We start from the raw sequence: 16,864 nt of genomic DNA on the forward strand, positions 1-16,864 counted from the left end.
CGTCAGGCGCCGTCCCGCAGTTCCTAACTCAGGCGCGGCCGCGCCGCCAGATGGCGCCGCGCCGCGCTCGGCAATAGGCCATGTTACGCCCAGGGGCGAGACTGCCCGGTTGCCTTCTCGAAAGCGTCTATCTTGGCGGCCTTCTGCAGGGTCAGTCCGATGTCGTCGAGGCCGTTCAGCAGGCAATGCTTGCGGAAAGGGTCGATATCGAACTTCACGACGCCGCCGTCAGGCCCACGAATCTCCTGGGCTTCGAGGTCGACGGTCAGCGTGGCGTTGGCGCCGCGCGACGCGTCGTCGAACAGCTTGTCGAGCTCGGCCTGCGTAACCTTGATCGGCAGAATGCCGTTCTTGAAACAGTTGTTGTAGAAAATATCGGCGAAGCTCGTCGAAATAATGCAGCGAAGGCCGAAGTCGAGCAGCGCCCAAGGGGCGTGCTCGCGCGAGGACCCGCAGCCGAAATTGTTGCCCGCGATCAGGATCGTCGCCTTGCGATAGGCAGGCTGGTTCAACACGAAATCGGGGTTCTCGGAACCATCCTCGCGATAGCGCATCTCGGAAAAGAGGCCCTTGCCCAGGCCCGTCCGCGCGATGGTTTTGAGATACTGCTTCGGGATGATCATATCCGTGTCGACGTTCATGATCGGCAGCGGCGCGGCGACCCCGGTGAGCGTAGTGAACTTTTCCATTTCTGGCCTGACGCGTTTGGATGGTTGACGCGCCCTTTAGCAAAGTGTCGGGCAGAAATCAAAAGCCCGACCGCGACGGCAGGTCGACGCTCGCGTTCCCCGCCTCGCAAGCGCGCGGCTTTCTGCTAGGATAGGCGGAGGGCGGAGTTTTCAGGCCATTCAATGATCGCGCAGAACTGGCTCGTCGAGGCAATCGGCTATCTCGCCGCCGCGGCGAACATTTTCGTCTTCGTATCGAACACGATGATCCCGCTGCGCATCGCGGCAATTCTCGCCAATGCGCTCTTCGCCGCCTATTTTTTTCTCAAAGGCTATTATCCGCTCTTCGCGCTCAACGCTTTCATGGCGCCGATCAACGTTTTCCGCCTGCGGCAGATGCAAAGGCTCATCCGGGACATGCGCTCTGCGACCAGCGCGGCGAGCGGGGGCGAATTCGATTACGAATGGCTGCGCCCCTACATGAAGCATCTCGCGCTGCCGGATGGCCTCACGCTTTATCGCAAGGGCGATCTCTCCGAGGAGGCCTATATCCTCGTGCGCGGCCGGATAGCGCTACGCGAGCTTGGCGTCACTCTGGAGCCGGGGGCGTTTTTCGGCGAGATGGGGCTTTTCACCGATGAGAACCGCCGTACGGCGACGGCCGTCGCCATCGCCGACGTCGAGCTCTTGAGCGTGCGCTATGACGAATTGCTGGAGCTCGCGGCGCAGAATCCGCAGTTCGGCTTCTATCTCATGAAGCTGATGATGAAGCGCATGCAGCACAATGTGGAGCTGGCGCGGTCTCGCAGCGACGCTTGACCTGCTGCGGGCCGGCTTATAGCGGCGCCTTACAAAAAAAAACGGCCGGCGTCGAAGGCCGGCCGCTCTTAGAAATCCGAGGCGGGTCTGCTTTATCGCGTCACCACCACGCGGGTGCCGACCTTCACGCGATCGTAAAGGTCGGTCACGTCGTCATTGGTCATGCGGATGCAGCCAGAGGACACGGCCTGGCCGATCGTCTCCGGCTCATTGGAGCCGTGGATGCGATAGAGCGTGCCCGAGAGATACATGGCGCGCGCGCCAAGCGGGTTGTTGAGGCCGCCTTCCATATGGCGCGGCAGATCGGGACGGCGGCGCAGCATCTGGGCCGGCGGCGTCCAATCGGGCCATTCGCGCTTGCTGGAAACATAGCGCACGCCCGACCATTCGAAGCCCGGACGGCCAACGCCCACGCCATAGCGGATCGCCTGGCCATTACCGAGCACGTAATAGAGACGGCGCTCGCTCGTGTTGATGATGACCGTGCCGGCTGGATATTTTGCATCGAGAGCGACGACCTCTCGCGGGATGGCGACCGCTTGCGGACGACCATCTGGCCCGTTGGGCGCGGGGGCGGCGGGCGCGCCGCCAAAGAGTTCGGTCAGCGGATCGGTTTCGGCCTGGAGGGCGGCGTTCCGCGCGTGGCTTTGCGAGAGTAGGGCGCCCGAAGCGGCAAAAAAGCAGAGCGATGCTAGGACGAGCCGTCGCATGAGTATCCTTTGTTCGAGGCAGAAGACAAAAAACCCCGCGCCGCCAAGCCAGGCGCGGGAAAGCGATCGCCTTGATTAGTCTCGCAGGCGCACGCCCTTCGCAAGCGTGAAGCGGCCCGTCTGGGCGAGAGGCGCGTGTTTCCGTGGGGGGAGTGACTCTCCTGCAACAGTCCAAGCTAGAAGGCGAGCGTAACCGCCTGTCCGACGCCGGGAAGGGCACGGATCGTTGAAAGCACGCGCTCCGGCGGCGCCTCATCGACAGCCACGAGCGCCACGGCGCGGCCGCGGGGCTGGTCGCGCCCGAGCGCGAAGCCTGCAATGTTAGAGTCTGCCTCTCCAAGCGCGGAGGCGCAGCGGCCGATGAAGCCGGGACGATCGTCGGTCTCGACGTAGATCATGAAAGGCGCGAATTCCGCCTCGACCTCAATCTCCCCAATGCGGGCGATGCGGGGCTTGCCGTCGTGGAAGACGGTGCCCGACAGTCGGATGTCGCCCTCGGCGGTCTGAAGGACCAGGGTGACCAGCGATTCGTAGTCGGACGGCGCGTCGCGCGCGATCTCCTCTACAGCGAGACCGCGCTCCCGGGCGATGGTTGGCGCTGAGACGGGGTTGACCGCGTCGAGGATCGGCTTCAGCAGGCCGGAAAGAGCGGCCGCCGTAATCGCCCGCGTCTTATGCTGCGCAACAACGCCTTCGTAGATGATGGAAAGACGTTGCGCGCCGCAGCGCGCCAGCTGGCCGGCAAAATTGCCGAGCTTTTCACCGAGCGTCACGAAGGGTTTCAGTTTCGGCGCTTCCTCGGCCGAGATTGCTGGGAAATTCACGGCGTTCGAGATCGCGCCGTGGATCAGATAGCCGGACATCTGTTCGGCGATCTGCAGCGCGACATTTTCCTGCGCCTCCACGGTGGAGGCGCCGATATGCGGCGTGCAGACAACATTCTGCCGGCCGAACAGCTGGTTTCGGGTCGCCGGTTCCACGTTGAAAACATCGAGCGCGGCGCCCGTGACATGACCCTCGTCCAGCGCCTTGCCCAGCGCCATCTCGTCGATGAGACCGCCGCGCGCGCAATTGATAATCCGCACGCCCTTGCGGGTCTTGGCCAGCGCCTCGGCTGAAAGGATGTTTCTCGTCTGGGCGTTGAGCGGCGTGTGAAGCGTGATGAAATCCGCACGCGCGAGCAGCTCGTCGAATTCGACCTTCTCAACGCCAAGCGTTCGGGCGCGCTCTTCCGTCAGAAAGGGATCATAAGCGATCGCCCGCATCTTCAGCCCCAGGGCGCGGTCGGCGACAATCGAGCCGATATTGCCGCAGCCGACGATCCCGAGCGTCTTGCCCGTGATCTCGACGCCGATAAAGCGGTTCTTTTCCCATTTGCCGGCCTGGGTCGAGGCGTCGGCGGCGGGGATCTGGCGCGCAAGCGCGAGCATGAGGGCGATGGCGTGCTCGGCGGTGGTGACGGAGTTGCCGAAGGGCGTGTTCATCACAATGACGCCCTTCGCCGTCGCCACTGGTATGTCGACATTGTCGACCCCAATGCCGGCGCGGCCGACGACCTTCAGTCGGCTGCCGGCAGCGAGGATGTCGGCCGTGACCTTTGTCGCCGAACGGATGGCGAGGCCGTCATAGGCATGGATGACTTCGGCGAGCTTTCTCGCGTCCTTGCCGAGCGCGGGCTCGAAATCGACCGCGATTCCCTGCGAACGGAAAACCTCGACCGCGGCGGAGGAGAGAGAGTCGGAGATGAGGACGCGGAGCGGCATGGGGAGCTCGGAGCTGCAGTTGCTCGTGCAGGATGAGAATGGTATCTATCTTTGATAGATACAAGGGAGCCGCCGATGGCGACAGCGAAACTCTTTCAGCATGGCCGCAGTCAGGCTGTGCGTCTTCCCAAGGAGTTCCGCCTGCCCGGCACGGAGGTCCGCGTCAGCAAGGTCGGCGACAAGGTGATTCTGGAGCCACTGGAAGCGCCGCCTTTCGACGTCGCCGCCTGGCGCAAGCGCTTGGACGTTCTCGGCGCCGCAGAATTCTTGCCCGAAGGCCTGCCCGAGGGCGCGCCTTTGGGCCCGGATGAAGACATTTCCTTCGACTGAGCGATGTTTTGCCTCGACACGAATGTCGTCATCTTTGCGATCAACAGGCGGCGTCCGAGAATCGCGGAGCGGCTGATCGCCGAGATCGAAGCGCGCACCCCGATGTTCGTTCCTTCGGTCGTGCTTTTCGAGCTGCAATACGGCGTGGCAAAGAGCCAGCGCCCCGCTCAGGCGCGGGCGCTGCTCGATGAGTTTCTTTCGGCTGGTTTCGAGACGCCCGCCTTCGACGCCGAGGACGCCTATGTCGCCGGCGAGATCAGGGCCTATCTAGAAGCGCGCGGCGCGCCCATTGGCCCTTTTGATACGCTCATTGCGGCGCAGGCGCGCCGACGCGGCGCGGCGCTCGTCACCGGCAACCGCCGCGAGTTCGAGCGCGTGCCCGGGCTGATCGTCACCGACTGGGACGCGGCCTGAGTTTAAGCCGCCTCGACCGCCGCCGTCGCCTCCGCATAGGCCCAGTCGAGCCATTGCGTCAGGATCGCGACGTCGGATGCTTCCACCGTCGCGCCGCACCAGATGCGGAAACCGGGAGGCGCGTCGCGATAGGCGCCGAAATCATAGCCTGCGCCCTCCGCCTCGATCATGGCGACCATCTTCTTGGCGAGCGCCGCCTTCTCGTTGTCGGTTTGCGCCGCGCTCTTGTCCGAGAAGACGAGGCAGACGCCGGTGTTGGAGCGCGTCGCCGGGTTCTTGGCGAGATGCTCCACCCACGGCGTCTTCGCCACCCAATCCGCGACGGCCTTAGCGCTCGCGTCGCAGCGCGCGCGTAGCGCCGGTAGGCCGCCGATCGACTTCGCCCAGCTCAGCGTGTCGATATAGTCCTCGGTCGCCAGGAGCGACGGCGTGTTGATGGTCTCGCCCTCGAAAATGCCTTCGGCGAGCTTACCCTTGTGCGTCAGGCGGAAGATCTTCGGCATCGGCCAGGCCGGCGTATAGCTCTCGAGCCGCTCTACGGCGCGCGGCGAGAGGATCAGCATGCCATGCGCCGCCTCGCCGCCCATCACCTTTTGCCAGCTATAGGTGGTGACGTCGAGCCTGGAAAAGTCGAGGTTCTGCGCGAAGGCGGCCGAGGTCGCGTCGCAGATGGTCAGGCCCTTGCGGTCGGCCGGAATGAAATCGGCGTTGGGCACGCGCACGCCCGCCGTGGTGCCGTTCCAGGCGAAGACGAAGTCATTGTCGAAATTGATCTGCGAGAGATCGGGCAGCTCGCCGAAGGCGGCGGTGAAGGTCCGGGCGTTCGGGAGCCGCAGTTGCGTGATGACGTCCGTCACCCAATCGGCCGAAAAGCTCTCCCAGGCGGCGACGTCGACGCCGCGCGGGCCCAGGAGCGACCACAGCGCCATTTCCACCGCGCCGGTGTCGGAGGCCGGCACGATGCCAATGCGGTAATCGGCGGGAACCTGCAAAACCTCGCGGGTCAGCGCGATGGCGTGGGCGAGCTTGTCCTTGCCGACCTTGGAGCGATGCGAACGGCCGAGCGCCGCGCCCTTGAGGTTCTCGAACGACCAGCCGGGGCGCTTGGCGCAGGGGCCGGAGGAAAAACGTGGGTTCGCCGGCTTTTGGCCGGGTTTGGACGTAGCCATGGGATGTCCTGAGAAAGGCGGGACGAGAAAAGTCCGCCCCGCGCTACGCTTTCGTCACGAAATCGTCAAGACTCCCAGAGGCGCGGATCAGCCGCGCACGGAGAGCTTGCGATGGGCGTTCTCCAGCCCTGTCAGATAGACATGGCCATATTCCGTCTTCTCATAAGTGACTGTCTCGGCCGGCAGAGAGATCTTCAGCGACAGAACTTTGAGCGGAAAGCCCGGGGTCGCGGAGATACTGTCGAATTTGATCTCGGCGAGGCCGGCGCCCGCCGAGAAATCGGCCACGACCGCGCCGTCGGCCGAAAACGCACGGGCCCAGCCCGGGGTTCCGACCAACGCCACCGTCACCGGGTTCTCGGCGAAGACGGGGGTCTTGGCGTCATCGAAGGCCGGGCTCGCGAAGACATATTCGGCGAGGGCGGCGCTGCGGGTGATCTTGTGATCTGCTGACGGCGGACGGCCGACGGAAAAGACCACAAGCTTGCCGCCGGAGAGGGCTGCTTCGATTTGTTCGATAGTTGCGCTGGCGTAGGCTTCGGCTAGTCTCATTTCTCGCACTCCTCTTCATGTATTCTGTCGCAGTTGCGACAATGCAAGCCCGTCAAGGGGCCGCTCGGAGCGCTTTCCGCAAGCGTCGTGCCGGATCGATGTTGGCGCGATTCTTTCTAGGCACATAGCGCATAAGAAAAACGGGAGGATCGACCATGTCCGAGGTTAAAGAATATCGCTATTTTCTCACCTATAGCGGCGTGCGCATGCCGCTCAAGCTGGTCGAGCCATTGGCCGAAAGCGAGCTGGGAAATCGCAATACTTATTTTCGGGTGAGCTATGACGCCTCGGGCCGCATCGCCACCTGCGAGAAGCTGGTTTACGGCGAGGTGGAGCTTTCCCACCAATATGCCTATCGCGACGATGGCTCGCTGATGCATGCCCGCGTCGAGCTGGGGGATGAGGTGACGGAGGTCGATTGCGACGAGAACGGGGCGCCCCTGCGGGCGTGAGGCTTGGGTTTCAAGCGGGTTAGACGGCCTTGCTCTCGACCGCGCCGCCCGGGCGGCCTTCCAGCTTTCCATGAACGCGGTAGTGGCTCCACCCGGAGCGAATGGCGCCGTTGTAGACGCCGATCGCGATGTCCGGGTTGTTGTATAGGTAAGACGTCTCGTCGAAGGTCGATGGGACGTTCTCCTCGAGGAGCCGGTACGAAAATTTCCTGGCGCGCCGAAGGGCAAATCTGAGCGTATCTTTCAGGCGCCCCAAAATCAGCTGCGCAAAGGACGTCGCCTCATCGGCGGCGATGCTGTCGAAGACTTTCCCGTAATATTCAAAGCCGTCATTTTCGAACATAATCAAAAAATAGAGCTTTTTCAGCTCCGCTCTTCGGACGGGGTCCTTCATCCAGGCAAGATGCGTTCTCTTCAGCCCATGGAAATGCACAATGTAGGCGAGCGGATTGGCTCCCCAATAGGTTTTCCAGTGATATTCGATGGGCAGGCGGTCGATGCGGCCGACGAAATTTTCATTGAGAACTTCCTGATCGTAATAGGCGGGCCGGCCAAGATTTGCCGCTGCATATTTCATATAGGCGGGATATTCCGCCCGCATGTTTTTGACGTTGAGCAGGAGAACACCGGAGCAAATCATATCCCATTCATTGGGATTGTGGCCCGGGGCGGCGGCGAAGAAACGCGGTTTCACGCCAGATAGATCCACCGCCCGGGTGAAGAGCGTGTCGCAATCGCAATAGAGGACATAATCATCCTCGGTTTCGACGACCGGTATTTCCAGCCGCAGCAGCGCGCCTTCGGCGACGCCTCTGCGCCAGTCGGCGGTCTCCTCGGTCTGCGCGATCTCGTCGGCGATGCTGGATTTTTGCCTGTGTAGGGCGGCCTCGCAGCCAGCCAGCGCCTCCTTCAGGATCGCCGGGTCGCCGTCGAAGAGAATATGCGGCTCCAGCCGGCCGATCTGGCGCGCCGAGCGCACGGCCGCGCGCAAATGATCGATATAGTGAACGAGGCCGCTTTCATTGATGCAGAAATAAACTTTCATCGGCGGCGTCTTTTTTACGACCTCAGGGAATGCCAGCGCTGGGGGAGGACGGGCACCAGAAACTTAATTCTTGAATAATCCATTCACTACAAAGCCGACAAGTCCGATAGCTGACGCGGCGGTGCTCCCAACCAGCGTAGTAAGGACTTGCTCTGGAATGCTAAGCTTCTGAGCGCCAGCCGCGATCAGAAGGCCAAAGACGGCAATCGAATATCCAACAAAATACTTAAATACCAAGCTGGCATATCGCCAACGTAGTTTTCTGTTTACTCTCTTATCTCTGTTTGACTGCTCAACCGAGTTGATTTGAGCTCTTCGCTCGCGGTTAGCAAGGGTTTTGTCCTCTAAATTATCCCGCTCGTCGGCAACTTTCTTATTTTCGACAGCCTGGACGCCTGACGAGATGCTTTCTAGAGGAACTGGAGGCCTGTTAGGCGCTTGCGAGGTCTGCAAAGTAATCCCAAATAAAGTTGTTATTTATTACTTTGTTTTTTCCGCGCTCGTAGGTGTTGCTCCACGGACTCTGTGGCGCATGGGTCAATGCTGAGAGCTGAAAGGCTTCGAATCCGCGGTACTGTTCCCAAACCTTGTCGATCACGGCAAGCTCTTTTTCGTCGAGCGAGGCGATCGCGGGACCATCGTCGTCGGACGGGAAAGGAGTGTCGTCACCCCAACAAATCAGTCTTGTAACTGTGCTTTTGCCGTATTTTGAGAGAGCATTGTAGAGTTTACGCACAACAGGGCCAAACTCCCACGCTTCGAATTCGTCTTCGATAAGCTCCCTGCCGTTTACCGCAAGGTTCCATCCGTGCGCCAAGTAGACAAGCTTCTGCAAATGCATTTGAGTCAGGGCCCGCTGCTCATCGCGCGCCCTTTTAAGAAACTCGTTTGCGATCGCTAACGAAGAATGCATTGTCTCGATTTCAGCGGTTAAGCCACTAAGGGTCAGACCAAGGCCGTTTCTCTGATTCGCTTCGCCAAGCCCTCTTGACAAAATAGCGAATCCAGTCTTCCGCAGGAAGACCCTTGCCAGCTATTTTTCTTAATCACGACCGGCAGCCCGCAAGCCATCGCGCTCGAGCATCTGGCGAGGATGTGAGAATTGGTTAGATCGGTTCCCCCGGCGCCTTGGCCGTCACCGCCAGCGCATGCAGCCCCTCTTTTAGCTCCTGCGCCAGCAGGGCGTTCACCATCCGGTGGCGCTCCACCCGGCTCTTGCCCTCGAAGGCGGCGCTCACCACCTCCACCCTGAAATGGCTCTCATTGCCATGGCGCTTGTCGCCGCCGTGGTGATGGCCGGCGTGGTGATGCGATTCGTCGATGACATTCAAAGCGATGGGCGCCAGCGCGTCGGTGAGCTTCGTCTCGATGCTTGCGGCGACCGGCCCTTTGACGGCGCCTTTACCCTGATCCGCCATAATCCTTCTCCATGTCGAGAGCGGGTTTCCCACGGGAGCCCGCTCCGGTCTTTCCACCCGGCGCCAATTCCGATTCGATCGCTCTTCGAGGCGATCAGAAAAAGCGCCAAGCTCCGGGCGCCTCTCTTGCAAGATCGGGCGCACGATAAAATTGGCGCGGTTCGCGCTTGCGGCGCCGCCCCGCGCCATCATAATGAAACGTAATGGATCTGAATTCGCCCCTCTTCGACCGTATCAGAACGCAGCGTCGGCCGCGCGAGGAGAAGCGCGAGTCGACGATGAAATGCGATTCGCCGGGCTGTGGGGCCGATGGCGCCTATCGCGCCCCTATGGGCCGGCTGCGCGAGGGGCAATATTTCTGCTTCTGCCTCGATCACGTCCGCGAATACAACGCCACCTACAATTATTTCAACGGGATGAACGACGCTGACGTCGCCCGCTACGTGAAGGACGCGACCATTGGCCACCGCCCGACCTGGGCGATGGGCACGCGCCGCGGCGCGACGGGCTTCCGCGAGGAGGGCGGCCCGACGGCCGATCCGCTGGGGATGAACCGCGCCAAATTCCATCGGCGCGCCCCCGAGAAGCGTGAGCCGCGCTATTCGCCGGTGACGATGCGGGCCTTCGCGGCGCTTGATCTCGACGAGACGACTGGACCCGAGGCGGTGCGGGCGCGCTATAAGGAGCTCGTCAAGCGTCACCATCCTGACGCCAATGGCGGCGATCGTTCCCGCGAGGAGAAATTGCGGGAAATCATTCATGCCTATAAGACGCTGAGGGCCGCGCGGCTCGCCTGAGCGCGAGTGCCGGCCCGCCAGACGGAGGACGGTTTTGGTCGAAGAAGTTAAATCCGGGTCGGGTCTCGAAAGCGTGCCTGACATCAAGGTTTCGGCGCGCGAGGTTTTCGGGATCGACACGGATCTCGTGGTTCCGGCCTTTTCCGAGCGCAACGAACATGTGCCGGACATCGATCCGGACTATCTTTTCGACCGCCAGACGACCCTCGCCATTCTCGCGGGCTTCGCGCGCAACCGCCGCGTGATGGTCACGGGCTATCACGGCACCGGCAAATCCACCCATATCGAGCAGGTGGCGGCGCGGCTCAACTGGCCCTTCGTGCGGGTCAATCTCGACAGTCATATTTCGCGCATCGATCTCGTCGGCAAGGACGCGATCGTGCTCAAGGACGGCAAGCAGGTCACGGAGTTCCGCGACGGCATTCTGCCCTGGGCGGTTCAGCACAATGTCGCGCTCTGCTTCGACGAATATGACGCAGGCCGCCCCGATGTGATGTTCGTGATTCAGCGCGTGCTGGAGGTTTCCGGCCGCCTGACGCTCCTCGACCAGAACCGCGTCATCCGCCCCCACCCGGGCTTCCGCCTCTTCGCGACCGCCAATACGGTGGGCCTCGGCGACACCTCGGGGCTTTATCACGGCGTGCAGCAGATCAATCAGGCGCAGATGGACCGCTGGTCGATCGTCACCACGCTGAACTATCTGTCGCACGACGCCGAGACGAATATCGTGGTCTCGAAGGTCAAGTCCTACGCCGCCACCAAGGAATCGCGCGACGTCGCCAATAAGATGGTGCGCGTCGCCGATCTCACCCGCAACGCCTTCATGGCCGGCGACCTTTCGACCGTCATGAGCCCGCGCACGGTCATCACCTGGGCCGAGAACGCCGAAATCTTCAACGACGTCGGCTTCGCCTTCCGTCTCACCTTCCTCAATAAATGCGACGAGCTGGAGCGCCCGCTGGTCGCGGAATTCTACCAGCGCTGCTTCGGCAAGGAGCTGCCCGAGAGCGCGGTGAATGTGGTGATGACTTAAGGGACGGCCTCGGCATGGGAAAGCATGGCCGAGGCTGCTGAAACTTCGTTCTGGAAGCCGCGTCCCTGAAGATGGCGCTCAGTCGGCCGCTGGGACCGCCAGGCGTTGTTTCAGGAAAGCGACCGCCTTGTCGCGCGACTGGCGCGCTTCCGGGATGATGTTCGTCCACCACTGCCAGGCGTGCGGGACCTCCGGCCAGAGTTCGAAATCGACCTCAACTCCCGCCGCCCGGGCGCGCTCGACGAGGCGGGTGGAGTCGTCGCGCAGCGCCTCGTCGCTCCCCGCATGGATGATGAGCGGCGGCAGGCCCGAAAGATCGGCGTAGACGGGCGAGGCCAGCGGGTTTTTCGCGCTCGTCCGGCCAAGAGCCGAGCGGGCGCCCGAGACGATGGCGCGGCGGGTAAAGAGCGCATCCTTCTCTTCGTTTTCTCGCGCCGAGCTCCCGGCGACGGCAAGATCCGTCCAGGGCGAGAAAAGCGCGGCTGCTTGCGGAAGCGGCAACCCTTCGTCGCGCGCGCGCAGCATCAGTGACAGAGCAAGCCCGCCGCCCGCCGAGTCGCCGGCGAGAACGATGGGGCCGGGGCGGGTTGCGAGAAGCGCCTTATAGGCGCGCATAACATCCTCGAGCGCCGTAGGGAAAACATGCTCGGGGGAAAGCCGATAGTCGGGCGTGAAAACATCGAAGCCCGACCGGGCGAAATCGCGCGCGATAAAGCGGAACAAGCGAGAGGAGCCGATAAGAAAGGCCCCGCCATAGAGATAAACGAGGGTGGCGCCCACGGGCGTCCCGATCGCCGGAGTCCAATCTCCGGGGATATCCGGCATAAAGGGCGCGCGCTTCTCAGGCGATAGCCGCTCGATAATGGCCTGAAAGTGCCGCAGCGATGCGATGGCTCCCAAAAGACGGGGCTTCACGAAGCTGCGCAGAAGCGCGGAGGCGCGCCGCGCTGCGAGGCTTCCCTGGCGCTCCGTCATTTCGCCGGCGCCGCAGCAGGCTTCGATGCGGGCGCGTTGGAGAGAAAATCGAGCGAGGGATCGTTGAGCCCCGCCGCCTTCGCCTTGTCGCGCCATTGCTTCGCCTGCGCGAGGTCTGCCTCCAGGCCGATCCCTTCGGCGTAAAGATGGGCGAGGCGGTTCTGCGCCACGGCGTTGCCCTTCTGCGCCGCCTTGCGCAGGAGATCGACGGCGGCGGCCCGATCGCGCTCCACGCCTAGGCCGTTGAACTGCATAATGGCGTATTCGACCATCGCCGGGGCGAGACCGAGATCCGAGGCGCGCTTGAACCGCTCGGCCGCCTGCCGCTCGTCCTTTTCGACGCCCTTGCCGGTCTTGTAGAGAACGCCGAGGGCGTAGTCGGCGTCGGCGTCGCCGGCCGCCGAGGAGCGCTTGAAATAGTCCAAGGCCTTCGCGAAATCCGGGTCTTTCCCGTCGTTTTCGAGCGCTATCTCGCCGAGAAGATGCAGCGCCGCCGCATGTTCCTTGGCGCCGGCCTTTTCGAGATAGGCGCGGGCGCGGGCGCGATCCTTGGCGATGTCGATGCCTTCGAGCAGCCCGACGCCATAGAGATAGGCGGCTTCCGCGTCGCCATTGTCCGCGCCGCGCCGGAACCAGTCCATCGCCTGTTTCATATTGCGCGTGACGCCGGCGCCTTCGAGATAGAGCCGGCCGATGAGGGTCAGCGCGGCGGCGTCCTTGGGATTCGCGTCGATGCGCTTCTTCGCCTCGGTCAGAGCGGCCTTGTAGTCGCCGCGCTGATAGGCGCCATAGGCGACGTCGCGCGACGCGGCGCTTTCAGTCGGCGCCGCGAGGGCGGGCGTGAGAAAGAAGACCAAGGAAAGGGTAACGAAGCTCGCCTTCATCCTGAGGCGGCCCTGAAAGGGCCGTCTGGAAGGACGAGGAAGCTCGGCGTCCGATCGACTCATCCTTCCGCCTCTCCTTGCGCCAGCGCGCCCAGCGCCTCAGCGACGGCCGCCGCCGGGCCGCGCTGGTCCGTCCACACGGCGTCGTCCAGCATCACGAAATCGGCGCCCGCCGCGGCAAGCGGCGCGACTTCGGCGAGCGACGCGGCGCGGGCGACGCAGGGAATGTTGAACAGCTCTACCCACCAGGCGACGCGCTCGATCAGCTCGGGCAAATCGGCGCCCTCGAAAAGCACGTAATCGACGCCCATTTCGCCGGCGCGCATGGCGTCGTCGCGCAGCTCCAGGCCGCTGGCGCCGACGATATATTTCGGCGAGAGCTTCTCTATGGCGTCAGCCAGCTCCTCGCCGGAGCCGTTGATATGCGCGCCGTCGGCCTTGGCGCGCAGCGCCACGGTCGCCGAGCCCTCGACCAGCACGGCGACGTCCTTCTCCTGAGCCAAAGGCGCCAAAGCGCGCACGAGCTCTTCGTTCTTGCGGGGGTCGTCGCCCGCGAGGCGAATGAGCAGCGAAGCGACGTCGCCGGCCGAGAGCGCGCTTGTCAACGCCGGCAGGAAATCGCGAGTCTCCGCCAGCGGCGGTGTGGCAAGATAGAGGCGCGGTGCGTCTTCGCTCATGATTTTTAGCCTTTGAGACGTTCGAGCCAGACTTGCGCTTGTTTGCGCACATTCTCGGGCGCCGTGCCGCCGAAGCTCCCCCGGCTTTCGACCGATTTTTCGACGCCCAGCACCGCGAAGACATCGTCGGATATACGCGGCTCTACGCTCTGAAGGTCGGCAAGCGAGAGGTCTTCGAGGCCCACGCCCTTACCCTCGGCCAGCGCCACCACGCGGCCGGTGACGTGATGCGCCTCGCGGAAGGGGAGGTTCAGCTTGCGCACGAGCCAATCGGCGAGGTCGGTCGCGGTGGAGAAGCCCGCGCCGGCGGCCGCCTTCATGCGCGCGCGGTTCACCTTCATGTCGCGGACCATGCCGGCCATGGCGGCGATGCAGAGGGAAAGCGAGTCGAGCGAGTCGAAAGCGCCTTCCTTGTCCTCCTGCATATCCTTGGAATAGGCGAGCGGCAGGCCCTTCATCACGATCAAGAGCGCCTGCAGCGCGCCGATGATGCGGCCGGACTTGCCGCGCACCAGCTCCGCCGCATCCGGGTTGCGCTTCTGCGGCATGATCGAGGAGCCGGTGGTGAATTTGTCCGACAGCGAAATAAAACTGAACTGCGAGGTCGTCCACAGAACGATTTCTTCCGCGAAGCGCGAGAGATGGGTGGCGCAAATGGCCGCGGCCGAGAGCGTCTCCAGCACGAAGTCGCGGTCGGAGACGCTGTCGAGCGAATTGGCCGTGGGCCGGTCGAAGTGAAGGGCCTGCGCCGTCATGTGGCGGTCGATGGGGAAAGAGGTGCCGGCGAGCGCCGCGGCGCCGAGCGGGCATTCATTGAGGCGTGCGCGGGCGTCGCGCAGGCGGCCCCGGTCGCGGCCCACCATTTCGACATAAGCGAGAAGATGATGCCCGAACGTGACCGGCTGGGCGCTTTGCAGATGGGTAAAGCCCGGCATGACGCTGCCGGCTTCTTCCAAAGCGCGCTCGGCCAGCGCGAGCTGCAGATCAGCGAGCTGGGCGTCGAGCGCGTCGATCTCGTCGCGTATATACAGGCGGAAATCCGTCGCCACCTGATCGTTGCGCGACCGCGCCGTGTGCAGCCGCCCGGCGGCCGGGCCGATCAGCTCGGCGAGCCGCGACTCGGCGTTCATATGGATATCTTCGAGGGCGCGCGAGAATGTAAATTCCCCGCGCTCGATCTCGCCGGCGATCTGGGTCAGACCTTCCGTGATCTTCGCAGCGTCGTCCGGCGAGACGATGCCTTGCTTTGCGAGCATGGCGACATGGGCGAGCGAGCCGCGGATGTCCTGGGGACCGAGGCGCTTGTCGAAATCGATGGAGACGTTGATGGCCTCGAGAACCGCGTCGGTTGCGCTCTGAAAGCGCCCGCCCCATATTTTGCTCGTCATTTTAACCCCGGAGCCTGCGCCATATGAAAAAGCCCGCCGCCTTCCCGCGTCGCCTCGCGACGTTCGTCATCGCAGCGGCCGGCGCCGGGTTTCTATACGCGGGCGGACCGAGCGGCAAGGAAGGCATGTCACAAGCCCGCGCCGAAGACTGTGCGGGCGCGGTCAAGGCAGCCGACGCCGTCAAGGACATCGCCAAGGGCGAGGTCGCGGCGATGACCATCGCCAAGAAGCCGGAGAAGCTCCCCGACTACGCCTTTACCGGCCCGGACGGAAAGCCCACCGCCCTTTCCGCCTTCAAGGGCAAGACCGTGCTTCTCAACATTTGGGCGACTTGGTGCGTGCCCTGCCGCGGCGAAATGCCGGAGCTCGACAAGCTGCAGGCGGAGGCGGGCTCGGACAAATTCCAGGTCGTCACGGTCAATATCGACACGTCCCGGCTGGAACGGCCCAAGAAATTCTTCGAGGAGACAGGCGTGAAGGCGCTCACCCTCTATTCGGATCCCAAGGCGAATATCTTCTTCGAGATGAAACAGGCCGGCAAGGCGCTTGGCCTGCCGGTGACGATCTTGATCGATCCCGACGGCTGCCAGGTCGGGCTCATGAACGGGCCGGCGAACTGGCATTCGGCCGACGCCAAGGCGCTGGTGAGCAAAGCCGTCGAGGCGGCGACCTTAAAATAATCCGGCCACGCCCTATCTCTGACATGCGCCTTGGCCTTCGCCGGGCGGAGAAGGAGGCAGGGCCATGCATGTCACGATCGAACAGGCCGAAAAGGCCATCGCCGCCGCGCGCCAGAAGGCGCTCGAGCTCGGCACGCAAATGTGCATTGCCGTCGTCGACTCCGGCGGCGTGCTCAAGGCCTTCCACCGCATGGACGACGCCTGGGTGGGCAGCGTGGACATTTCGATCAAGAAGGCAAAAACCGCCGTCTTCTTCGGCATGCCGACGGGCCAGATCGGCAAGCTCTCGCAGCCGGGCGGCCCGCTCTATGGCATCGAACATTCAAACGACGGGCTTGTCACCTTTCCGGGCGGGATCCCCGTCGTCGACAAGGATGGGGTGATGATCGGAGCGGTCGGCGTCAGCGGCTCGTCGGTCGAAAACGACCATGCCGTGGCCTCGGCCGGCGTCGCGACGCTCGGCGTCGGAGAGCTGCCCGCGCATCCTTGGCGGACCTGACCGCCTGGCTTGATTTCTGTCCTGGGTTCCCGATCGGGCCTGCGGCCCGTCGGGAATGACAGGGGATAGCGTGACGCCGAGCCTCCGGCGCGCCGTTCAGCTCTTATGCTTCTTCTTTTTTGGATGCTCAGGCGCAGCGGCTGGGGCCGGGGCCGGATCGGCAGCCTTGGGCGCCTCCTGAGCGGCGGGCGTCGGAGCCACCACAGCCGCCGGCTCCACGGCAGGCGGCGCAGCCTCGCTCTTCTGCGGCGCGGCTTCGGTCGCCGCCGGCGCCGGCGATTCTGCCGGGGCGGAGGCCGGGCGCGAGGTGAAGAGCCAGGTGAGGCCGGCGATCACGATCACCGCGCCCGCAAGGCCCAGGCCGATCATCCCGGTGTGTTTCGAAGCGGCCGGCGCGACGGGATTGACCAGCGGCGCGGGGTCGATCGGGGATGCGGGTTCGACTAACGACGCGGCGGCGGGCGTCTCGCGCGGCGGCGCTTCGGCAGGCAGTTCGCCGCGATATTGGCTCCAGACCCAGGCGGCCGGCGGCTGCCCAATTGGTCCTTCCGTGTTCGCCATGTCCAAACCTCCCATCATGCGCTCGAATCC

22 protein-coding genes are annotated in these 16,864 nt (G+C 63.5%); 8 read left to right on the forward strand and 14 right to left on the reverse strand.

Features of this window, described 5'->3' with window-relative positions; genetic code table 11:
* Window positions 1-83: 83 nt before the first annotated feature.
* Window positions 84-689: a 3-isopropylmalate dehydratase small subunit gene (gene leuD, locus OGR47_RS00085; RefSeq protein ID WP_165049504.1), complete on the reverse strand. Its 606-nt coding sequence runs from the start codon at window positions 687-689 to the stop codon at window positions 84-86.
* Window positions 690-851: 162 nt separating this feature from the next.
* Between leuD and OGR47_RS00090 the strand changes: the two genes are divergently transcribed.
* On the forward strand, window positions 852-1,487 hold the full coding sequence (locus tag OGR47_RS00090; protein ID WP_165049507.1) for a Crp/Fnr family transcriptional regulator: 636 nt from the start codon (window positions 852-854) through the stop codon (window positions 1,485-1,487).
* Window positions 1,488-1,579: 92 nt separating this feature from the next.
* On the opposite strand, the gene OGR47_RS00095 is transcribed toward OGR47_RS00090, so the two are convergent.
* The gene (locus OGR47_RS00095) at window positions 1,580-2,197 is read right to left on the reverse strand and encodes a L,D-transpeptidase (RefSeq protein WP_206527395.1); all 618 of its coding nucleotides are present in this window, start codon (window positions 2,195-2,197) and stop codon (window positions 1,580-1,582) included.
* A 176-nt stretch (window positions 2,198-2,373) separates the two neighbouring features.
* Window positions 2,374-3,960, reverse strand: coding sequence for a phosphoglycerate dehydrogenase (gene serA, locus OGR47_RS00100; protein ID WP_165049509.1), 1,587 nt, complete (start codon window positions 3,958-3,960; stop codon window positions 2,374-2,376).
* Window positions 3,961-4,035: 75 nt separating this feature from the next.
* Between serA and OGR47_RS00105 the strand changes: the two genes are divergently transcribed.
* Window positions 4,036-4,290 carry an antitoxin gene (locus OGR47_RS00105; RefSeq protein ID WP_165049512.1) on the forward strand — a complete coding sequence of 85 codons (255 nt, stop codon included), beginning with the start codon at window positions 4,036-4,038 and terminating at the stop codon, window positions 4,288-4,290.
* A gap of 3 nt (window positions 4,291-4,293) precedes the next feature.
* Window positions 4,294-4,704, forward strand: a complete 411-nt coding sequence (locus tag OGR47_RS00110; protein ID WP_165049514.1) for a type II toxin-antitoxin system VapC family toxin — start codon at window positions 4,294-4,296, stop codon at window positions 4,702-4,704.
* Window positions 4,705-4,706: 2 nt separating this feature from the next.
* Here the strand turns inward: OGR47_RS00110 and OGR47_RS00115 are convergent, their stop codons facing one another.
* The gene (locus OGR47_RS00115; protein WP_165049516.1) at window positions 4,707-5,873 is read right to left on the reverse strand and encodes a phosphoserine transaminase; all 1,167 of its coding nucleotides are present in this window, start codon (window positions 5,871-5,873) and stop codon (window positions 4,707-4,709) included.
* Between the two features lie 87 nt (window positions 5,874-5,960).
* On the reverse strand, window positions 5,961-6,425 hold the full coding sequence (locus tag OGR47_RS00120) for a hypothetical protein (protein WP_165049519.1): 465 nt from the start codon (window positions 6,423-6,425) through the stop codon (window positions 5,961-5,963).
* Window positions 6,426-6,580: 155 nt separating this feature from the next.
* Between OGR47_RS00120 and OGR47_RS00125 the strand changes: the two genes are divergently transcribed.
* A complete protein-coding gene (locus OGR47_RS00125; RefSeq protein ID WP_165049521.1) occupies window positions 6,581-6,877 on the forward strand; it encodes a DUF6156 family protein in 297 nt (98 codons plus the stop codon).
* 19 nt (window positions 6,878-6,896) lie between these two features.
* On the opposite strand, the gene OGR47_RS00130 is transcribed toward OGR47_RS00125, so the two are convergent.
* The 4 genes from OGR47_RS00130 to OGR47_RS00145 all read right to left on the reverse strand — a co-directional run bounded on the left by OGR47_RS00130 (window position 6,897) and on the right by OGR47_RS00145 (window position 9,340).
* Complete coding sequence (locus OGR47_RS00130; protein WP_165049523.1) at window positions 6,897-7,922, reverse strand: hypothetical protein; 1,026 nt, start codon at window positions 7,920-7,922, stop codon at window positions 6,897-6,899.
* Between the two features lie 63 nt (window positions 7,923-7,985).
* A complete protein-coding gene (locus tag OGR47_RS00135; protein ID WP_216697870.1) occupies window positions 7,986-8,375 on the reverse strand; it encodes a hypothetical protein in 390 nt (129 codons plus the stop codon).
* Window positions 8,353-8,916 carry a Panacea domain-containing protein gene (locus OGR47_RS00140; RefSeq protein WP_165049525.1) on the reverse strand — a complete coding sequence of 188 codons (564 nt, stop codon included), beginning with the start codon at window positions 8,914-8,916 and terminating at the stop codon, window positions 8,353-8,355. The genes OGR47_RS00135 and OGR47_RS00140 overlap by 23 nt, the downstream gene beginning before the upstream one ends.
* 112 nt (window positions 8,917-9,028) lie before the next feature.
* Complete coding sequence (locus OGR47_RS00145) at window positions 9,029-9,340, reverse strand: BolA family protein (protein WP_165049528.1); 312 nt, start codon at window positions 9,338-9,340, stop codon at window positions 9,029-9,031.
* 203 nt (window positions 9,341-9,543) lie between these two features.
* On the opposite strand from OGR47_RS00145, the gene OGR47_RS00150 reads away from it, so the two are divergent.
* The gene (locus tag OGR47_RS00150; protein WP_165049530.1) at window positions 9,544-10,137 is read left to right on the forward strand and encodes a J domain-containing protein; all 594 of its coding nucleotides are present in this window, start codon (window positions 9,544-9,546) and stop codon (window positions 10,135-10,137) included.
* A 34-nt stretch (window positions 10,138-10,171) separates the two neighbouring features.
* Entirely contained in the window at window positions 10,172-11,170 is a 999-nt protein-coding gene (gene cobS, locus OGR47_RS00155) for a cobaltochelatase subunit CobS (RefSeq protein ID WP_165049532.1), read from the forward strand.
* Window positions 11,171-11,248: 78 nt separating this feature from the next.
* Here the strand turns inward: cobS and OGR47_RS00160 are convergent, their stop codons facing one another.
* The 4 genes from OGR47_RS00160 to argH are packed head-to-tail and all read right to left on the reverse strand — an operon-like array spanning window position 11,249 to window position 15,094.
* A complete protein-coding gene (locus OGR47_RS00160) occupies window positions 11,249-12,145 on the reverse strand; it encodes an alpha/beta hydrolase (RefSeq protein WP_165049534.1) in 897 nt (298 codons plus the stop codon).
* Window positions 12,142-13,092 carry a tetratricopeptide repeat protein gene (locus OGR47_RS00165; protein ID WP_246729579.1) on the reverse strand — a complete coding sequence of 317 codons (951 nt, stop codon included), beginning with the start codon at window positions 13,090-13,092 and terminating at the stop codon, window positions 12,142-12,144. The genes OGR47_RS00160 and OGR47_RS00165 overlap by 4 nt, the downstream gene beginning before the upstream one ends.
* Complete coding sequence (locus OGR47_RS00170) at window positions 13,089-13,706, reverse strand: thiamine phosphate synthase (RefSeq protein WP_165049537.1); 618 nt, start codon at window positions 13,704-13,706, stop codon at window positions 13,089-13,091. Before OGR47_RS00170 ends, OGR47_RS00165 begins: the two co-directional genes overlap by 4 nt.
* A gap of 5 nt (window positions 13,707-13,711) precedes the next feature.
* A complete protein-coding gene (argH, locus tag OGR47_RS00175) occupies window positions 13,712-15,094 on the reverse strand; it encodes an argininosuccinate lyase (protein ID WP_165049539.1) in 1,383 nt (460 codons plus the stop codon).
* A gap of 23 nt (window positions 15,095-15,117) precedes the next feature.
* Between argH and tlpA the strand changes: the two genes are divergently transcribed.
* Window positions 15,118-15,774 carry a thiol:disulfide interchange protein TlpA gene (gene tlpA, locus OGR47_RS00180; RefSeq protein WP_165049541.1) on the forward strand — a complete coding sequence of 219 codons (657 nt, stop codon included), beginning with the start codon at window positions 15,118-15,120 and terminating at the stop codon, window positions 15,772-15,774.
* A gap of 64 nt (window positions 15,775-15,838) precedes the next feature.
* Window positions 15,839-16,273: a GlcG/HbpS family heme-binding protein gene (locus tag OGR47_RS00185; protein WP_165049544.1), complete on the forward strand. Its 435-nt coding sequence runs from the start codon at window positions 15,839-15,841 to the stop codon at window positions 16,271-16,273.
* A gap of 96 nt (window positions 16,274-16,369) precedes the next feature.
* Here OGR47_RS00185 and OGR47_RS00190 read toward each other — a convergent pair whose 3' ends face one another.
* Complete coding sequence (locus OGR47_RS00190) at window positions 16,370-16,834, reverse strand: hypothetical protein (RefSeq protein ID WP_165049546.1); 465 nt, start codon at window positions 16,832-16,834, stop codon at window positions 16,370-16,372.
* Window positions 16,835-16,864: the final 30 nt, after the last annotated feature.

The sequence above is a fragment of the Methylocystis sp. MJC1 genome, assembly GCF_026427715.1.
Taxonomy (GTDB): Bacteria; Pseudomonadota; Alphaproteobacteria; order Rhizobiales; family Beijerinckiaceae; genus Methylocystis.